The 19,762-nt window shown below is 58.3% G+C and carries 12 protein-coding genes and 1 CRISPR repeat array; of the genes, 2 read left to right on the forward strand and 10 right to left on the reverse strand.

What is annotated here, in order from left to right; genetic code table 11:
* The first annotated feature begins 2,319 nt into the window (after positions 1–2,319).
* Positions 2,320–8,382: direct repeats of the CRISPR family, unit length 32 nt; unit sequence GTTTCAATCCACGCTCCCGCGCGGGGAGCGAC.
* 181 nt (positions 8,383–8,563) lie between these two features.
* The 8 genes from cas2 to MRX98_RS21150 form a co-directional block, all read right to left on the reverse strand.
* Positions 8,564–8,854, reverse strand: a complete 291-nt coding sequence (gene cas2 / locus MRX98_RS21115; protein ID WP_246914902.1) for a CRISPR-associated endonuclease Cas2 — start codon at positions 8,852–8,854, stop codon at positions 8,564–8,566.
* A gap of 6 nt (positions 8,855–8,860) precedes the next feature.
* Entirely contained in the window at positions 8,861–9,892 is a 1,032-nt protein-coding gene (cas1c, locus tag MRX98_RS21120) for a type I-C CRISPR-associated endonuclease Cas1c (RefSeq protein WP_246914905.1), read from the reverse strand.
* Positions 9,889–10,542, reverse strand: a complete 654-nt coding sequence (gene cas4, locus MRX98_RS21125; protein ID WP_246914908.1) for a CRISPR-associated protein Cas4 — start codon at positions 10,540–10,542, stop codon at positions 9,889–9,891. Before cas4 ends, cas1c begins: the two co-directional genes overlap by 4 nt.
* Positions 10,543–10,592: 50 nt before the next feature.
* On the reverse strand, positions 10,593–11,456 hold the full coding sequence (gene cas7c, locus MRX98_RS21130) for a type I-C CRISPR-associated protein Cas7/Csd2 (protein WP_246914911.1): 864 nt from the start codon (positions 11,454–11,456) through the stop codon (positions 10,593–10,595).
* Positions 11,449–13,179 (reverse strand): type I-C CRISPR-associated protein Cas8c/Csd1, encoded by a 1,731-nt coding sequence (gene cas8c, locus MRX98_RS21135; RefSeq protein WP_246914914.1) that lies wholly within the window; start codon positions 13,177–13,179, stop codon positions 11,449–11,451. Before cas8c ends, cas7c begins: the two co-directional genes overlap by 8 nt.
* Positions 13,176–13,808 (reverse strand): type I-C CRISPR-associated protein Cas5c, encoded by a 633-nt coding sequence (gene cas5c / locus MRX98_RS21140; RefSeq protein ID WP_246914917.1) that lies wholly within the window; start codon positions 13,806–13,808, stop codon positions 13,176–13,178. The genes cas8c and cas5c overlap by 4 nt, the downstream gene beginning before the upstream one ends.
* A gap of 11 nt (positions 13,809–13,819) precedes the next feature.
* A complete protein-coding gene (gene cas3 / locus MRX98_RS21145) occupies positions 13,820–15,991 on the reverse strand; it encodes a CRISPR-associated helicase Cas3' (RefSeq protein ID WP_246914920.1) in 2,172 nt (723 codons plus the stop codon).
* A 77-nt stretch (positions 15,992–16,068) separates the two neighbouring features.
* Positions 16,069–16,341 (reverse strand): hypothetical protein, encoded by a 273-nt coding sequence (locus MRX98_RS21150; protein WP_246914923.1) that lies wholly within the window; start codon positions 16,339–16,341, stop codon positions 16,069–16,071.
* Between the two features lie 13 nt (positions 16,342–16,354).
* Between MRX98_RS21150 and MRX98_RS21155 the strand changes: the two genes are divergently transcribed.
* Positions 16,355–16,633, forward strand: coding sequence for a cysteine hydrolase family protein (locus MRX98_RS21155; protein ID WP_246914926.1), 279 nt, complete (start codon positions 16,355–16,357; stop codon positions 16,631–16,633).
* A 120-nt stretch (positions 16,634–16,753) separates the two neighbouring features.
* On the opposite strand, the gene MRX98_RS21160 is transcribed toward MRX98_RS21155, so the two are convergent.
* Positions 16,754–18,271, reverse strand: coding sequence for an AlbA family DNA-binding domain-containing protein (locus tag MRX98_RS21160; RefSeq protein WP_246914929.1), 1,518 nt, complete (start codon positions 18,269–18,271; stop codon positions 16,754–16,756).
* Positions 18,272–18,511: 240 nt separating this feature from the next.
* Here MRX98_RS21160 and MRX98_RS21165 point away from each other — a divergent pair, with 240 nt between their 5' ends.
* Positions 18,512–19,069, forward strand: a complete 558-nt coding sequence (locus tag MRX98_RS21165) for an isochorismatase family protein (RefSeq protein WP_246914932.1) — start codon at positions 18,512–18,514, stop codon at positions 19,067–19,069.
* A 63-nt stretch (positions 19,070–19,132) separates the two neighbouring features.
* On the opposite strand, the gene MRX98_RS21170 is transcribed toward MRX98_RS21165, so the two are convergent.
* Complete coding sequence (locus tag MRX98_RS21170; protein ID WP_343217783.1) at positions 19,133–19,393, reverse strand: T6SS immunity protein Tli4 family protein; 261 nt, start codon at positions 19,391–19,393, stop codon at positions 19,133–19,135.
* Positions 19,394–19,762: the final 369 nt, after the last annotated feature.

The following is a 19,762-nucleotide window of genomic DNA, read 5'->3' on the forward strand; positions in this document are numbered from 1 at the left end:
AGGTGCGGGCCGAACGCCCTGCGCCCACCCCATAACGGCCCCTATGCGCCTGCACGCATTGCATCACCCGGCCCCCCGACCCACCCGCCTCCGTGCGGGAACAGGCGATGTCACTTTTACAATTGAAAAATACCCTTTGTAGTAGGTACGCCCATAGGCTGTAGGGGATTCCGCGTGATCAGCATCACAATCAATTGATGCAACCTTTCAACCCATATAATCGATAGAATTCATTAACTTAAAACTTTAAACTTAAAACTTAAAACTTGTTTACACGTATTGCATCACCCGGCCCCATTGTTGTTGATTGTGGCGATTCCGATCTTGACAAGTCAAACAGTCAATGATTAGTAATCCAGCGAAGCGGGTGCGACACGGTGAGATTCCCCTGGCCGTACCACGTGGATTCTTCGCGGAGGGCTATGCAGGGTTGCCGCGCCTAGCGGATGGGGGGCTCTGCCACCCGTTTCTTAAAGGGGTGGTATCATGCTTAAGGGAGAACGCACGTTTCAGGGCTGTGCCTGAATTGGCCAGTGAAAGTAACTTGACATCCACTCCCGGATCATGAGCTTTTACGGTCATATCCAAACGTCCTTCAGGGTGTTGTTTTTCAACACGGAATGTTCAAAGGACAGCACTGGCCCGTCTGGTGATGGATGCTTGGTGCAGGACAAATCAGCGCACCACGCCGTGGAGTACTCCGATTGGCCTATCGATGCAACGAACCAACTGCCTACCCACTAATACCCGAAGTGAACTCATTCTTGAAAATTCTACAGACCAAACTAACATTTTGCGCAAAGAGGGGGCGACGCTGGAAATTTTCGGTGCGCCAGCACGGACTCCCGGCAACGGGTTTCTGGATGGAGGGACAGCCGGCCTCCCGCCCCCTCGCCTTCAAACCTTTCCGTACTAGCTGCATATCTCGTTGACCTGTGCAGGGACTACCTTACCGATCTCGCAGAGGGCGGTTACCTACTTCCGGCTGTGGGATAACCCCATCATCAACCGCAGCCTTCGTTGGTGACATGAAGGACGTTTCGTCGCCGTTCTCCGCGATCTCTATCTTGACAAATCCGCCGCCCACGGCTTAATCATCCGCCTGGATCATCGGTGGCGGGTCGTGGCCCAAAGTCATCTGTGCGCCGTGCACGGCGCCGCGAAGCCGGGGCGTCCTACTCCCTCCACCTGTTTACAAGAATACCCCCTCCCTGCCGAGTGTTGCAATCCAGGCTCCCGCGCGGCGAGCGATGGCGGCTGATGCGCTCGGGCGAGGTGATGAAAAATGAAATGGTTTGGTAGCTCCGGGAGGGGCTCCCGTTTCACCCTCACGCGAGCCGCCTTTGATGGGCGTCCTACGGCAGGGAGATTCACCGTGTTTCCGAAGCTACCTTTTCGGGCGAAAGGGTAATTCTTGGCCGGCGGATTTGTCAAGAGGGAACTCATTCTTGACAAATCCACAAAGCAAAAACTAATATTTTGCGAAAAGAGCGGGCGACGCTGGAAATTTTCGGTGCGCCAGCACGAGTTCCCGCAAGGGTTCTTGGATGGAGGGACAGCCGGCCTCCCGCCCGCTCGCCATCAAACCTTTCCGTACATAGCTGCATATCTCGTTGACCTGTGCAGGGACTACCTTGCAGATCTCGCAGAGGGCGGTTACCTACTACCGGCTTATCAGCCGGATGCGTTTGTAGGAGGACACTACATAAGCACCGACGCGAATTTCCGGTCGCCGGATTGCTAAAGGGCAATCTGTTTAGGTGGGATGTTTACGGCCACCACAAAGTTACGGGAAGAATATTTTGGGGGCGGGAATGATCGAGCCCTATGCCGTCGCGGCGGCACGAGCGCCCGGCTGCAGGATAAGCCCGCGATCAACCGCAGCCTTCGTTGGTGCCATGAAGGACATCACAGCTTCGCGGCGCCGTGCGCAGGGCAACGGGTCAAAGGGCCGCGACCCGTCCTCGGTGCCCACGAACGAAGTTATTAGTTATGATCAGCAGATTTGTCAAGATTGAGATCGTAGACAACCAGGGCAATCGCGTGTAGCGATCAAGTGGAAAGGATTTTGATCAGGTAGTCATTTTCCCACGCCGTCGCCGGAAAGAGTGGAGATATATGGTGCTTCTGGGGTGTTGGGGGTGTCAGGGGTGGCACCGGCAACAGGTTGCCGGTGGCTGAAGGCCAAGCGGTTTTTCACAATAGCGACGCCAACCTTACTCCCATCGCACGGTTCAACAGATACCGGGCGGAAGAGCTGAATCTACACGGGCGGGGAGCGACGGCAAAAACGTCGTTGAAGATCGTTTTAAAACCCGTGTTTCAATCCACGCTCCCGCGCGGGGAGCGACAAGGACGATGCCGACCAGCTCATTTGCAAGATACTGTTTCAATCCACGCTCCCGCGCGGGGAGCGACCGCCGTCGGCGTCATAGGAATCGATCATGTCAGCGTTTCAATCCACGCTCCCGCGCGGGGAGCGACATTAACGCAGGGTTATGATCGTATAAATCAAGGGTTTCAATCCACGCTCCCGCGCGGGGAGCGACAGGGTAGCCCGACCACCTATGCGGCATGGTGCGAGTTTCAATCCACGCTCCCGCGCGGGGAGCGACTCAAGCCGCGGCTGCTGGCCGACCGGATCCGCGAGTTTCAATCCACGCTCCCGCGCGGGGAGCGACAGGGCGGCTTTCCGGGCCGCCCGTCAGGTTTTCAGTTTCAATCCACGCTCCCGCGCGGGGAGCGACCCCTTGGTGCGGCGATCTTCCCGCCGGATGATGATGTTTCAATCCACGCTCCCGCGCGGGGAGCGACATGGCTCAAATGCTCATGTCAAAGCTGTTCGGTGTTTCAATCCACGCTCCCGCGCGGGGAGCGACATAAAGCCTGGGACGATATGCGCGAGCGCGTAATGTTTCAATCCACGCTCCCGCGCGGGGAGCGACGTCCGGGGTTTTTTGATTTAATAGGAGAGTTGTCAGTTTCAATCCACGCTCCCGCGCGGGGAGCGACCGCCCGGGTCCACCACATAGACCCGCTTGGAGCCGTTTCAATCCACGCTCCCGCGCGGGGAGCGACCGGACCAGGTGGGTGTACAGGCGGCGACGATCATGTTTCAATCCACGCTCCCGCGCGGGGAGCGACTTGACTCGCCCAACTGATTAAAGTCGCGGATCTGGTTTCAATCCACGCTCCCGCGCGGGGAGCGACGATGCCGGCGGCTATGCATGTGACATCGAAGCCGTTTCAATCCACGCTCCCGCGCGGGGAGCGACCGCCTGATCGTTTGTATGCCTGCCTTGCCGCCCGTTTCAATCCACGCTCCCGCGCGGGGAGCGACCTGGAAGCCGTCGTTACCGGTGAGTCCATCACCGCCGTTTCAATCCACGCTCCCGCGCGGGGAGCGACCAGGTGCTACGTGCGGAGAAAGGGTGGGATAAATGTTTCAATCCACGCTCCCGCGCGGGGAGCGACGTCACATTGCGCAAAACGTACAAAGAGCAATGGGTGTTTCAATCCACGCTCCCGCGCGGGGAGCGACTTAATTAAGAGCGCAACCAAAAGGAGGACAACATGTTTCAATCCACGCTCCCGCGCGGGGAGCGACTACCGCTGATCCTTACTCTTGAGTTCCCGCTCGAGTTTCAATCCACGCTCCCGCGCGGGGAGCGACCAACGGCCAATATTGCCGCGCTATTGGGTATCTGGTTTCAATCCACGCTCCCGCGCGGGGAGCGACCAGGTGCTCGACTTCGGCCTGGACGGCCATGGTGTTTCAATCCACGCTCCCGCGCGGGGAGCGACAGAGTGCCACCTTCACACGGTCGTAATTTTAGCTGTTTCAATCCACGCTCCCGCGCGGGGAGCGACCGTGCCTTTCGCAATGCGTGATGGCGGCAAACTGGTTTCAATCCACGCTCCCGCGCGGGGAGCGACGGTAGTAGTCCTCCATGGTCGAAAGCTCTCCGGAGTTTCAATCCACGCTCCCGCGCGGGGAGCGACTTTCCCTCATTTCATACGACGTAATGCCGCCCATGTTTCAATCCACGCTCCCGCGCGGGGAGCGACGCGCCGATCACGATCAACACCCATCCGGGCATGGACGTTTCAATCCACGCTCCCGCGCGGGGAGCGACGGCGCAAAGTGCCCCGATCATCGGTGCGGGTCATGTTTCAATCCACGCTCCCGCGCGGGGAGCGACTTGCGGATAGCGGGGTTTTGCGGGTTGTTTAATCGTTTCAATCCACGCTCCCGCGCGGGGAGCGACTGCCGTCCGGCGCAAAGGAAAACACCGGCGAGATGTTTCAATCCACGCTCCCGCGCGGGGAGCGACCGCAAATTGTCCACAGTTACAAACGCATAACATCGTTTCAATCCACGCTCCCGCGCGGGGAGCGACTGGAAGTGCCGGCCGGCCGCGACCCCTATCGGTTGTTTCAATCCACGCTCCCGCGCGGGGAGCGACTGTACCTGGTCGCCGATGCCTTCAATATCAACTAGTTTCAATCCACGCTCCCGCGCGGGGAGCGACTTAGGGGGCGGTGAGATTTACGACGTGGCTCCGTGTTTCAATCCACGCTCCCGCGCGGGGAGCGACGTACTGCGTGGCGCCGGCGGCGCGGATATAGCCGGTTTCAATCCACGCTCCCGCGCGGGGAGCGACGCCTCCTCCATGTTGGCCTATTGTATCTCCCCAGTTTCAATCCACGCTCCCGCGCGGGGAGCGACGGCGGGCTGTGTCAACCACTGCAGGTACCAAGTGTTTCAATCCACGCTCCCGCGCGGGGAGCGACTGGACCCGTACCCGTAGGGCGGCGCCGGGTCCGGTTTCAATCCACGCTCCCGCGCGGGGAGCGACATCATTTTAGCCTTGAACTTATCGAAAACAGTACAGTTTCAATCCACGCTCCCGCGCGGGGAGCGACTTCAACATGGCCGAACGCGTGGCTTTCGACAATTTTGTTTCAATCCACGCTCCCGCGCGGGGAGCGACAGCAACGCGGCCCGAGGTGGTCGCGGCAAAGCTCGTTTCAATCCACGCTCCCGCGCGGGGAGCGACAGGCTTATGTACGGGCAATCGCCGCCCTTGACCCAGTTTCAATCCACGCTCCCGCGCGGGGAGCGACACGGCCTCGGCGTGACCATGCCGGACACCCGCGTTTCAATCCACGCTCCCGCGCGGGGAGCGACTCGTTGACGCTGGTGTTGCGCCGGATGCGAAGCTTGTTTCAATCCACGCTCCCGCGCGGGGAGCGACACCGCAGCAAGGCCGAGGGCGCCCTTCTTTCCAAAGTTTCAATCCACGCTCCCGCGCGGGGAGCGACTTGAGGGCTTGACATCCGGATTCGAGCGACAGTTGTTTCAATCCACGCTCCCGCGCGGGGAGCGACCGTATCCAAGGAGCAGAAGGCCCATAACGGAAAGTTTCAATCCACGCTCCCGCGCGGGGAGCGACTTGGCTTTCCATTGGTAGACGACAAGGTGCATGTGTTTCAATCCACGCTCCCGCGCGGGGAGCGACCACATAGTGCCGGTACTCGTCGAGCATGCGAGCTGTTTCAATCCACGCTCCCGCGCGGGGAGCGACTCGATTTCAATGCCGAGCTTTGCGGCGTCCTGCCTGTTTCAATCCACGCTCCCGCGCGGGGAGCGACCCCAGCCCGAAGTGCGCGAAGTGACCAGAGCGAGTTTCAATCCACGCTCCCGCGCGGGGAGCGACTTGAACGGTCAGCGCCTGCCCTACCTGGAGACCAAGTTTCAATCCACGCTCCCGCGCGGGGAGCGACCACCAAGCACGGCAAATCGGCGGACGACCTGCGCCGGTTTCAATCCACGCTCCCGCGCGGGGAGCGACGTTTGCCGGCTTTGCAGACGCCGCGAGGTCTCAGGTTTCAATCCACGCTCCCGCGCGGGGAGCGACCTCAATGTTTCCGGCGAACAGTGTTTTGCAATGGTTTCAATCCACGCTCCCGCGCGGGGAGCGACTTTTTAATTTTATCCCCACCGTATTTGATAATTTGTTTCAATCCACGCTCCCGCGCGGGGAGCGACATCAGATGCAACGGCACGGTGATGATTAACCCTAAGTTTCAATCCACGCTCCCGCGCGGGGAGCGACCGGACCCGGAATCAAACGCGCGTTGCATTATAAGGTTTCAATCCACGCTCCCGCGCGGGGAGCGACTTGCGGAGTGCGCGTGCATCGGCGGTATCCTCCGTTTGTTTCAATCCACGCTCCCGCGCGGGGAGCGACCACATAGTGCCGGTACTCGTCGAGCATGCGAGCTGTTTCAATCCACGCTCCCGCGCGGGGAGCGACTCGATTTCAATGCCGAGCTTTGCGGCGTCCTGCCTGTTTCAATCCACGCTCCCGCGCGGGGAGCGACCTTTTGCGTCTATGAGCCGTAGCATGTTGTTCAAGTTTCAATCCACGCTCCCGCGCGGGGAGCGACCATGCCCGCATGAGTGTCTTTGTCGAAGCAGATGGGTTTCAATCCACGCTCCCGCGCGGGGAGCGACCCGAGACGCGCGCCGACAGCGCGATCCGGCTGTGGTTTCAATCCACGCTCCCGCGCGGGGAGCGACTCATGATGGACTCCTTAAGTGGTTTCCCACGAACCGTTTCAATCCACGCTCCCGCGCGGGGAGCGACGATATTTGCAGTGCGCGACGCGGAAGTAATCGATATGTTTCAATCCACGCTCCCGCGCGGGGAGCGACACCACCGCCGAAGCGCAGGCCACAACCGCCCGCGTTTCAATCCACGCTCCCGCGCGGGGAGCGACCGCACCTGCATGGCGGGTCCACTATTGTCGCCGAGTTTCAATCCACGCTCCCGCGCGGGGAGCGACGCAGGAAATCATCCAGGCCCGCGGGCGCGATCCAGTTTCAATCCACGCTCCCGCGCGGGGAGCGACGAAACTGCAAGAGCGCATCGGGGTGTGGTGGCGTGTTTCAATCCACGCTCCCGCGCGGGGAGCGACCCCGCAGGCCACCGCCCAGCCACACACACAAATCGTTTCAATCCACGCTCCCGCGCGGGGAGCGACCGACGTTGACCGCAAGGTCGGCTATCAGGCCGGGGTTTCAATCCACGCTCCCGCGCGGGGAGCGACCGCTCGCAGATATTGGCAACCGGCATTTCAAGCGTTTCAATCCACGCTCCCGCGCGGGGAGCGACCTAATGCTTGAAGTCGCGGATCGCTTCCGAAGCATGGTTTCAATCCACGCTCCCGCGCGGGGAGCGACGGGAAACCACTTAAGGAGTCCATCATGACGCTATGGTTTCAATCCACGCTCCCGCGCGGGGAGCGACAAAAACATGGTCGAAAAGGCGGTACAGGACGCAAAGTTTCAATCCACGCTCCCGCGCGGGGAGCGACTTGTCAAGGCCGTCAACTGGCCGATAGTGTAGGAGTTTCAATCCACGCTCCCGCGCGGGGAGCGACGTGGATACTGGACGCACCCAAACAAGTCACGCTTGTTTCAATCCACGCTCCCGCGCGGGGAGCGACCCGAACTTGAGCGCAACAATATGGATTCAAGACTTGTTTCAATCCACGCTCCCGCGCGGGGAGCGACCTTGAAAATGCCGCGGACAAGATGTTCGATTGGGTGTTTCAATCCACGCTCCCGCGCGGGGAGCGACTCCCCGAAGATGTCGCTAATCGCCTGCCCAAGCACAGTTTCAATCCACGCTCCCGCGCGGGGAGCGACCCCGCATTGCAGCCCAAATCACTACACTACCCCCAGTTTCAATCCACGCTCCCGCGCGGGGAGCGACGCCCGGTGGAGGCGATGTGGTATAGGGCGTAGAAGTTTCAATCCACGCTCCCGCGCGGGGAGCGACTTGGCATCGATTGTGCTCTCATACACATTGCCGTTGTTTCAATCCACGCTCCCGCGCGGGGAGCGACACGGCTGGCGGCCTGACGGCACAGTATATCGACTGGTTTCAATCCACGCTCCCGCGCGGGGAGCGACCGCCAGCGGCAATGCTTTTATCGGGCCGCTGGATTGGTTTCAATCCACGCTCCCGCGCGGGGAGCGACCACGGAATGTGCCGTGACAATTACTGAGTTCGACGTTTCAATCCACGCTCCCGCGCGGGGAGCGACCCCTCGATGTCGATGGTGTCATCTCCCGGCCCCGTGTTTCAATCCACGCTCCCGCGCGGGGAGCGACTCGATGTGTCCGGCAAAAACTGCGTTGCCATTCTGTTTCAATCCACGCTCCCGCGCGGGGAGCGACAGGAACTGTTCGGCGACTTGATCGGAAAGTATCAGTTTCAATCCACGCTCCCGCGCGGGGAGCGACTCACGATGATGGAGAAGCCGCCCCAATGGACGAGTTTCAATCCACGCTCCCGCGCGGGGAGCGACCGCTCATCATTTATCAACTTGAAAACTCAATGAATTACTCACCGAATCCGCGAAGGAGCACTCTTCAGGATGATCCGTGGTTGTTTCGCCCCTCCCGAAAGCAATTTCTCTCTTAAATTCAAAAAGATGTGTTTGCGCGAACCTGCCGGGCTTTTTATGGGTACCGGGGGTTCGCGCGCGTTCAGACGATTAATGGGCCCTCCTGGTCGAAAGCGGCTTTGGCGCCAATGTGTTCGATGCGGCGCCGCCAATTGGCGCCGAGGAAATAAAAACGAAGACTGTCGGAGGTCGGGTCGATGGCCGTTTTCAATTGGTGCCGCAGCATGGTCCATTGTGCCGGCGTGACGACGCATTCGAAGACCGAGTACTGTACCCGCTGACCGTAATTTTTGCAGATCTTGGCCACATTGCGCAAGCGACGGGCACCCCCTTCTTCCGATGTGGCGACATCGTAGCTGATCAATACCATCATCTGAAATCACCTCCAGACAAAAGGCGGATAGCCGTCCAGATCGCCCCTGAGACAACGGGCCAGTAACAGCGCCTGAATGTGAAACAGTGCGCCCACGGCCACTTTCTCCTTGATGAACGGATGCATGATGGTGTCCTGTTTGCGTTTTTGATACGACAAGATGATTGCCTTGCGCGTTGATGCGGACATGGTCACGGCGCCGGTTTCGGATGTGTGGAAGCCTTTGGCCTCCACTTGGCCGAGGTTGATCAATGTAAGTGCCAGTCGATCAGCGAGGAAAGGGCGAAACTCCTCCATCATGTCCAGGGCCAGGCCGGGCCTGCCGGGCCGATCACGGTGCAGAAAACCGACGGCCGGGTCCAGGCCTACGCATTCCAAGGCTGAGCGGATATCGTTCAACATCAGAGTATACAGAAAAGAGAGCAAACAGTTCACATTGTCTCGCGGCGGGCGCCGATTGCGACCATTGAAGGCGAACGCAATTTTTTGATGAACGATCAGGTGATCGAACACACTGAAATAGCAGCGTGCCGTGTCGCCTTCAATACCGCGCAGGGTGTCCAGGTTATCGACATCAGGCAGCCGCTTGAGGGCGCCGGCCAACAGGGCGATGGCTTTTTGGATCGTATCGCTTGGGATTTTGTCGCCGTGGTCGCGCAGGGCCCGTTGCATTACGGTTCTCGTATTGGCGATTTTGCCGGTCAGGAAAAACCCGGCCATGGCCCCTGATGAGGCGGGGTCGTCCGCCCTGCGGTACTGTTCCCGTCGCAGCAGCACGTTGCCCGATACCGGTCCCTGCACACGGGCCAGGAAGCGCCCGTTATTCGTCAAAAAACTCAGGCCCACGTTGTTTTCCGCGCAAAACCCCATCAAAAACGGGCTGCAGGTGACGCGGCCGAAGCAGACGATGTTGTCGAGGGTGTGCAAAGGCAGCTGAATGCGCTTTTCTCCTTCGACGGACACCTTGACGGTTTCTCCTTCCTTGTTCAGGTAGGCGCCTTGGGTGGTGACGAAGAGTGTGTTTAGATGCTTCTTCACTGTAGGTCGATCACCTCCTTCAAGTATTGGCGCACCGATGAACGGCGATTCAAGGTTTTCGGCAGGCAGCTTTCAAGGAACGAACAGTTGTCGCAAGCAGGCGAATAGACGGCCGGTGGTGTCCGCCTCCCGGACACCAAGGCGTGCAACCGTTGGGCGGCGGCTTCGGTTTGGCGGCGCAGGGAGGCATCGAAAGCAACCTTTGTCCGTCGTCGAATTTTTCCATAGTACAGCGCTCCCTCGGGGACTTCCGTGGAGAGCATTTCTTCCAGGCATAGCGCCTGGGCACACAATTGAACCTTGTCATGGTTCCGCTTTTTGGGTCGGCCCCGCTTATACTCCACCGGAAAAGGCCGCCAACTGCGCGAACCCGCGGATGTTGTTTCAGTCTGGACGCGGTGAAATTCGACAACATCGGCTTTGCCCACTAAACCGAGCCGCGAAGAGCACAGCGCCACTGCGAAGGCTTGGCGGATGTCCCTGCGGGATTCGGAGCGAGGGATGTCCACGCGATCATGCAGCAAGCGTCCTTCGGCGGTATAACGGTTTTCCACCCATGCCTGTTCAATGTGGATCAAGGCGCACTGGCGCTCGCAATAGAGCAGGTGCTGAAGGGCTGAAAGCGGTAGAAGCGACGCTTCGCTGAACATGTGACCTCCCTTCCGGCGGTCGTTCGATTTTGCGTGCAAGGGAGAATCGACTACAGCAATTCCATTACTTCAACCCCTTGGGGGACCGCATTCTGCGCAATGGTGACTTCATAATCGCTGAAATCCCTTGGGGGTTTATCGTCAATTTGCTTGCGCACTTGCACCAGTTGGAACAGTTTGTGGGCCGGAGCGTTGCCCAGCTCGCCGGCATGCTTGAAAACAATCAGTTTCTGTGCGGCCATTTCACCCCGTGCCGCCGACCGGTCATGGTCGAACATATTGCGCAGGGCGTTCCAAAGATGGTCCAGATCATCTTCGCAAAATCCGGTTTGGTTTGCCAGAGGTGCCGATATAAAACCGTGGAGTCGATACAATCCGTAGGGCACATAGGTTTTGCGGCCCATGGTGCGGTTGTCGCCACCTTGTGCATCTGCTTCCTTGCGGGTTTCCACTGCCATGCGGGTAATGCTGGCTTCTAAAGAGACTATCGGGTCGATGCTTTGGGCGAACGCCAGTTGCACCGGCCCGCGAACCTGTCCGCAGTTGTTGTCTTTGGCCGACATCACCGCGCCGAATGTGCGAACGTCGAAAAAATTGTGACACATCCACGCTTTTGCCTTGCTGATTTTGGCGGCTTTGTCCTTTTCGTCGGCAACGGCTTCGTAGGCAGGGGCTCGGCGCTCGGTGAGTACGGCCTTTTCTTGCACATAGATGTGGTAGGGGGTCTGGTTCTTTTTGGTCAGTTCCGTGTAGTTGCGCACCTTCCGTTTCAGGCACACGTCCGTGACGATGCCATGGCCCGTCTCAGGATCTATGCGCGGCAGGTTCCCGGCATCGGGGTCACCGTTGGGATTTCCATTTTTAACGTCGAAGAGCAGCACGAAATCGTAGCGGTTCTTGATCCCTTCACCCATTGTTTTCCTCCTTCAGTTCATTTTCTATGTTGCGTTTGAAGAATGCGTTTTTTTGCTGGTAGTAGGCAATAGCGAACAAGCCCTGGTCTTCGAGCCCCAGGTGGCTCGGAAAGCGGTCGATGTGTTCCATGATGTCGGCGATGCGACGTTCGGACACATGGCCGTAGTCGGATTTTTCGATGTGGTGCTGGGACAGGCGCAGCAAACGGGGAAATACCGCGGCGGGTGTTGCGGATGCCGCGCTGAAGAAGCGGTCCTTGATGGTGGCGTTGATTTTGCCCAATGCATCCAGTTGTGCTTTCTCCAGGGCGGCGAACAGGCGTCCCAGTAAATATGCGACTTCCCTTCTCTCCGGGTCCAGTGACATCGGCACCTCCTTTTGATGGTTGCGTTGCAGTACGGCTTTCAATATGGATGCCCTCAAATAGGTAACGTTGGGCAAGGATTGACCGCTGTTGGTTTTCCGGGCTTGTTCGGCGCGGATGCGCCCCATGACGCCTTGAAACAGGTTTTGCGGATAGCGTCCGCCGGTGAGAATCGCTCGCGTCAATGCGCCGCCAAGCAATGGTGAAATGTCCTTGGTTTCGCGGGCGGTTTCATTGAGCAAATGCCATACCCCGGGAAAAGGCATGTCACGCTCCGAGCCACGCACCATTGCCAGTTGATGGAAGTGGGTTTGCAAGCGTCGCAGCATGTCGTCCACGGAGCAAACGTGCCAGAATCGTACGGCCAACCGGGCCTTGTTCAGGGAAAGACCCAGGATGTAGAACCGCAACGCGGCATCGTCCGCAATGGCCGATGGCATGCGGCCCGCGCGCACTGCTTCAAGGAATTTGCGCACTGGTAGATCGTCCGCGCTGGTTTGGGAGGGATTCAACACCTGGCCCATGAACGTCTCGACGGCGCTTTCCCGTTCGGTCCAGAACACGGTGGTGGCGTCGGCGATGCGCAGCCGTTGCGTTTTGCTGCGCAAAAGGTATTTCAATGCCGCGGCGCTTTTGAATTCCGCCGCGACGCCGATAGGTGCGTTGGCGCCCCGATTTTTACCATAAGATTCATAGGCCTTCTCGTTGAAAGAGACGAGGGAGGCGCCTGAACCGAATTTGAATTGGGCATATTGGCCCTGGATCGGCTGTCGGCGGCCGTCTACGAAGCAAACGCCTTCGGGATATTCACGTGCGGCGACGTGGGCCGACCACAGATCGCGCACAGCCGGCCTTTCATGGATGAAACCCCGCTCCCCTTCGAGGCGGAAGGCGACCCATTTGCCGTTGGGCCCGCACATCTCCTTCCAGTTGTCCAGATGGATGGCGTCCAGGGGATTCCAGCGTTGCATGAAATGCTTCACGGCCGCGACACCCGCATCGTTCGTATCGCCGCACACCTCGTGGATGAGTGCTTCGAAACTCTCGCGATGAACTTTTTTCTCAGTTGTGCCGGACATACCGAATATGTAGTCCGGTTTGTCCACCATGAAGTTGGGCACCTCGGCAGCCCCGCTGGAACGCACGTTGACACTGTTCGAATAGGGCACGAAGGAGGTCCGGTAGGCATAGCTGTTGGGATTGGTTTTGATGCGCAGGTCCTCGGGTTGGCCGATCAGGCGTCCTTCCCGGTCTATGGTGATGGCAAATCCGATGTCCTCTTCGCTGAACCCGAATGGAGGCACCTTACCGGCAGGGGCGAGGCGATCATAGAGAGCGATCAGGGACTGGAAGATCACGCCACCACCTCCTTTCGACAATCCATCACGCCGTTGTCCAGGATTGCCCGGAAAAAAGTGGGCGACATACCCTCCTCGAAGTCGATGTCATGGAGCATGAACCCCAGGTCCTGGCGGTCGGTCAAGGCCGAGGCAGGTGGTGTATCGCACCATTCGAAATCGGCGGCAAATTCGCGGCACCCCAGATAAGGCCGTTGAAAACACTGCCCTTTCCTTGCCCGGCGTTCAAACATGGCCAAGTGCTTGCCGGGGTCCTCCCGGTTTTTTCCGGCGGCTTCGAAATGGGCTTCGATGACATAGGACACATCCTGCAAAACCATGGAGGCCCTTTGCTGGCGGTCTTCTTCAATGAACAGATGCACCGGCCGGTCGCCCTCTTTCATGGTTTTGGCTGTGATGGCGGCCTTGCCGGCGACTTCGTTACGGCGGATGTTCGTGAATCGAATGGGCTTGAGCACATGGATGCGGTCCACCACCCAGCGGATTTCGGGTTTCCAGTAAACAGCTTCCAGAATACCTCTTGCGGCCGAGGGGGTCATCACATCATAGGAGACCCGTTCCACCTTCATTTCCGGTCGTGTAAACAGGGCATACGGCCCCCACACTTTCAGTTTGACGCCATAACTCATGGAATCCTCCTTTATCCGAAAAATACTTCCCCTTCCGGTGGCGCGCATTCAATCCCGGTGCGCGCCGAATAGCGTTGTTCGGAGCGCAACACCCACAGGCCCGGCAAGGGATTCTCCAGCCAGTCGTGGAGTTCGTTCATTTGGTGCGGGTAGATTTGTACGGTGTAGGGTTGCAGCTTGCGCAGAAGCGAACGGGCAGGACCGGCAAACGTCAATTGGTCCACCAGCGTTGCGGCTTCCGGTTCAAGAGCGACGATTATCGGCAGCGTCGCGCTTTGAATCATCTGGAAGGCGGCGATATCCTTGAATTGAATCTCCCCCCGGTATGCCGCGTTGCAATGTTCCAGGATGCCGTCGGCATCCATGCGGTGGGCGTTCTTCCAAAAGTAGTCGTCGAAATAGTCCCGGACGCATTGCGGCGTGGTCAGATCACCGTCGTAACGGTCGAACAGCTTGCGGGCCGATTGGGCCGCCATTCTGAAATGGCCATGATCCGAGGCCTCGGCCGGTTTGAAAACATACACGGGGCCGGCGGTTGCATTCCGACCGTTCCGATTACAGCGGCCGGCGGCTTGCGCGATGCTGTCGATACCGCTGATGGCGCGATAAACGCAGGCAAAATCCACATCCACGCCTGCTTCGATCAGTTGCGTGCTGACGACCCGACACGGGCGTCCCTTGTCCAACCTGTCGCGAATGGCTGCGAACACGCGGGAACGGTGCGCCGGATACATCAGTGCGCTCAGGTGGAAATGCCCATCTTCCGAGGGCAAGGCGTCGAACAGATCCAACGCCTGTTGGCGTGTGTTGACCACGCACAACGCCTGTGGGTGGGTCATCAGCGCCGAGGCCAAATCGGCCACGGTCATATCCCCGATGAAGGTTTCGCGGGTCCTTTTCAATGCGCTGAACAAGGCCGGTACATCTCTGATGATTTCACTCACCCCTTCGAGTCCCGCCGGGAAAGCGTCGCATTTGTGTACGGCCGGCTGCGTGGCGGTGCAAAGCACTGCGCTGACTTTGTAATTCAATGCCAGTTCGCGCACCACCTCCAGGCAAGGCCGCCATTTTTCGACGGGGATGGCCTGCACCTCATCGAAAATAACCACGCTGTCCGCCACGTTGTGCAATTTGCGGCACCGCGAAGGTTTACGGGCAAAGAAGGAGTCGAAAAATTGCACATTGGTGGTGACCACAATGGGAGCGTCCCAGTTTTCAGCCGCCAGACGGGTGTGTCGATCCGCGTCGTCGATGGTGAATTGACAGTGGTGTTCGAGTACGGCTCCCTCGCCCAACATGGACCGGAAGACGGCCGCATTCTGTTCAATGATGCTGGTGAACGGTATCACATAGATGATGCGCCGCTTATTGTGTCGCAGGGCGTGCGCCAGCGCGAAGGCCAGTGAAGCCAAGGTCTTGCCGCCGCCGGTGGGTACGGTCAGGGAGAAAAGTCCCTCGGGTGCCTCGGCCGCCGCCAGGCAGTCGGATAAAACCGTCTCTCTATGCACATTGACGAGCGTGCTTTCGGCGTTAGCGCGCAATGCATTGAAATGCTGCCGGAAGGTTCGGTGCAACGAGGGAAGGTCGGGATATTGGGATCGTTCTCCGGCCCTCAAGGGGTCCATGGCCGCTTCGGTGTCCAGGAAATCGGCGTCCACCAGACAGGAAAACAGCATGCGTACGAAAAATTGGATTTGAAAACCAAACCGCTCACCATTCGTGGCCGCCAGCGGCAATTGACGGGGAAACTCCTTCTCTTCCATGGATAAATGCGTTGGCGGCCATTGTTGTTCCAACTTGGCCTTCAACGAATCATCCTCGGGGCCGCACCAATTGCCCAATCCACCGTGGTGACCCGCTACGCAGTAGGCCAGCAGTTTTCCTGCTTCCGGAGCGTAGCGGAAAAGTTGTAGCGCGCCGATGGCGGCATGTTCGATCCGTCCGTTGTAATGCATCGCCAATTCATCCATTACGGCATTGGCATGGCGCAGATAGGCCTGCCAGACGAGGGTGCCCTTGCCGACATCGTGGTGCGCGCCGGCCAACCAGGCCCAATGGTGGGCGCCGAAGGGGCGCGCGAACTCCGCCGCCCGTTGGGCGACATTCCGCAAATGCACGTCAAGCGGCTGCCAAGCCGACACCGGTTGGCCCGGTATACTGTGCGCGAAAAGATCAGGAGCCATACCAGGCCTCTTTGCTGTTGTTGAAAAGTTGGTGGAAAGGCCATTTTAAGCGGATCATAGCAAACCTTTTTGACAGATCAGGTCACACGTTGGAAATATTTCGCCTGATTTTCAAGGTGCGCGGTCGTTTGGGAGGGAGGTCGCGTGACCGTCCGCACTTGCCATTGATTCCATGGATATTGGATGCTTGAACCATAATCGGCAAAGCACGCGAGGTCGAGAATTTTCTGACCCGTGGCGTGGTATTTTGTTCGAATCGCCATCACTTGCCGGCTCGACCGCCCGCAGGTGTTGCGGTTCGCGAGATCAGCAACTACAATGCCTTCAGAGAACCTAAACAGGTCACCCATCAAAGGAGGCACCATGGAACGGCATCCCTTCGTGGCCACACGACAGGAGAGCCTGCTGCTGATCATCGACGTGCAGCAGGCCATGCTCAAGGTGATGAACGGGTGGCAGCCGATTACCGCGAGGATCCGGCAATTGACGGCGGCCGCCGGTCAATTGGAGGTGCCGATTCTGCTGACGGAGCAGTATGCCAAGGGGTTGGGGGGCACCATCGCCGAGGTGCTGGAGGGGCGTCGATGCGGCCCACAATGTTCAACTCTTTCAGGAAAAATACCAAACAAAAGTTTTCCATAACGAGAGAACGATTCTCTATCGCGATTGGCCTTTGGCTAAGTCGAGCAGTTCAATTGCCACTTGAAGCAGATCTTGTTTCATATTGCAATCCTCAATGCGCGATTTGTGACTCGCGACGCATCATGTCGCACGGCCCGTGACCATTTTCCTGCCTTTTTCCGTTAACCGGTATTTCTGTAGGCGACTGTTCGGTTTGTCGGGGATAGTCATTTCTATCAGTTCGGCGTCCAGCGCGGGGCGAAGATATAGCTTTTCAAAATTGTCTCTGCCTGTAAGCCCCATGGTTTCCATTAATTCCTTTCGGCTCTGTTCCCCTTTAGCAACCTTGAGCAGGTTGAGGACTTGCCCTGTGACTTGCCCTGTGACTTGCCCTGTGACTTGCCCTGTGACTTGCCCTGTGACTTGTCCAGATACTTGGGTAGCGGAAACGATATGTGGAACCTCCGCCGGGTTTGCTCCGAATTCAGGTACACTGATCACCATGCGGAAGATTTCTCCTTCAGTCAGCTCGGGGTCGGCATCGCCATATATTTTACCGTAGAGCATCATTTTTCGCATCCCCGAGCCCAGTTCATCTGCACGGTCGATTTGCCTAAAGAACGCCCCGATCACCGGATTCTTTTGAAAAGGAACCGTTGTTGCCGGGTCCAAGCGACCAAAACCATGGGGACGGCTTGGGTTGTCGGTTACTACGCGACCATATTCGATGATAAGACGCGTCGTAGCACCACTGGTGTATTCACGGTGAATGAGAAGGTTTGATGCCACCTCTCGGAAGATGGAATCGCGTAGGCTGCGACGTTCGGTGCCTTCCAGATAGAAGGGATCGGGCAGGTGCTTTTTGACAAAGTCGAGGATGCGATCATAACTGTCGATGAGGTTGGTTATGACCAGATCGCGGTCATCGTAACGGTCGGTATTAACTTTGCGGAGAATCAGATCGGTTCGATGCGGCGGGCAGACCTTGAGGATAAGGTCGTCGGTTCCCAGCAGCATCACACCGGCCAATGTTACGCCCATCTTGCCAGTTTCCGGGTGCGCTTGATAGAGCTGGGCACTTTTAATTAAATCGATATCCTGCATATTCCCCCAAGGATGCCGCGGTTTGTTGATGCGAACATAACGGCGGCAACGCTCTATCAGATCCGCTCGAAGGTCACCCGGTTGTATCCATGGATAGATTCGGTTTTCGCTATAGTTGGCCTGCTTGCGTTGGTAAAGTTGAGCCACCTGCACGGTATGATCCGTAATGTCCAGATCGCCGTCCTCGTTGCGGTCGTAGATGCGTCCATTGCAGCGGTGGACCTGGGAGCTTTCGGGCACATAAATGTGAAGCAGCTTTTTGCCGTCCAGCTCGGCATCGTCCATGGAGAGGTAGGTCGGCGGCGTCAGCTTCTGCGGGTTGTTGATGGCGGTTACGAAATCCTTGCGCACCTGTTCGAGAGCATCAGGTACTATGCCCTGGATTGTCCCGTCGTCCAACACTCCGAGCAATAACGTTCCTCCATGGCGGTTCAGGAAAGCACAAACGGTCTCATACACCGATTTCGGAATCTGATCGCGGCAGGCCTTGAACTCGATATCAACTCCCTCGCCCTTGGCCAGCAACGCCAGCAATTTGTGTTCATTCGTGTCCATTCGTGGTTCAGCCTTCCATGACGATCCGCATAGGGGTCGATTTTCTCGTCGCTGAGCAGCTCCAGAGGGTCCTGCACGTCCGTGGCCGCTCCATATTTCTCAGCATCCAACTTATTGGGTTTTTAGAGCGTATCATCGGAGGATAATTGAAACAATGTCTGTCGCGATTGCCACCTTTACCGGTGTCGTTTATGATGATTCTGAATTAGCGAATTAGAAGACTGACCAGGGAGGTGCCCTATGGAGCGACATCTATATGCGGCCGAACGACAGGAGAGCCTGCTGTTGATCATCGACGTGCAGCAGGCCATGCTCAAGGTGATGAACGGGTGGCAGCCGATTGCGGCAAAAATCCGGCAGTTGACCGCGGCCGCCGGGCAATTGGGGGTGCCGATCCTGCTGACGGAGCAGTATGCCAAGGGGTTGGGGGGCACTATCGCGGAGGTGCTGGAGGGTATCGAAGCACCGCGCGTGTTTCACAAGGAGCACTTCAGCGCCTGCCTGGAGCCCGACTTCCTGCTCACGGTGCGGGCCTACCAACGCCCCAAGATCGTGGTCGTGGGCATGGAAACTCACGTGTGCGTGCTGCAGACCTGCCTGGACCTGATCCAGGCAGGCTTTCAGTTGCACCTGGTGGCCGACGCGGTGGGCTCCCGGGCGGTCGAAAACCGCGATCGGGCCATCGGCATCCTGCGGGATGCCGGGGCGATCATCAGCACGACGGAAATCGTCATCTTCCAGTGGGCCCGGCGGGCCAACACGGATGAGTTTCGCCGTATTTTGCCCATCGTAAAGTAGGAAGCGGCACATCCGGCCATTGATAGGGTTTCCTGTGTCGATTGTTTCTCGTCCTTATGACGGCTATCGGCCGGCCGGGCGCATGGCGTTCAGCACGGCATCCCACAGGGCGAGCTTCTCTTCCAGTCGTCCGTCTTCGGAATCCATCATAAAGCCGATGCGGGGATGATGATTGTCGTTTTCCCTGCCGGGATAATCCCATTGAAAGTTCAATGCGGTTTTGCCGTCCTCGGTACCCCTGATAATCAGCTCTTCGCCTTTGAGCCCGGCCACGATGCGTTTTCCGGCCCGAATTTTTTCAACCTTGACGCCAGGGGCGGAGATGGTCTATCAGATGGCACCTTTCACGCTTCGTAGGGGCACGGCACGCCGTGCCCGAACAGCCCCTATCAGCCCGCGAGGGCACGGCATGCCGTGCCTCTACGAGGGATAATCGACCCTGCAGCGATTTCGATGCAACAGAATCTCCGCCAGATATTGAATTCTCCGGCCATAAAGGGGTTTTTGCCATCGCAAAAGCGACACGGCTTGTTCTCGCACGGAGGCGGGTGGGGCGGGGGGTTGGGTGCTGCAATGCGTGCAGGCGCGTAGGGGCCGTAATGGGGTGGGCTCCGGGCGGCCCGCAAACTCGCTGCGCTCAAACAGGTGCGGGCCGAACGCCCTCCGCCCACCCCATAACGGCCCCTACGCGCC

This window comes from Desulfatitalea alkaliphila (assembly GCF_022968795.1).
Classification (GTDB): domain Bacteria; phylum Desulfobacterota; class Desulfobacteria; order Desulfobacterales; family Desulfosarcinaceae; genus Desulfatitalea; species Desulfatitalea alkaliphila.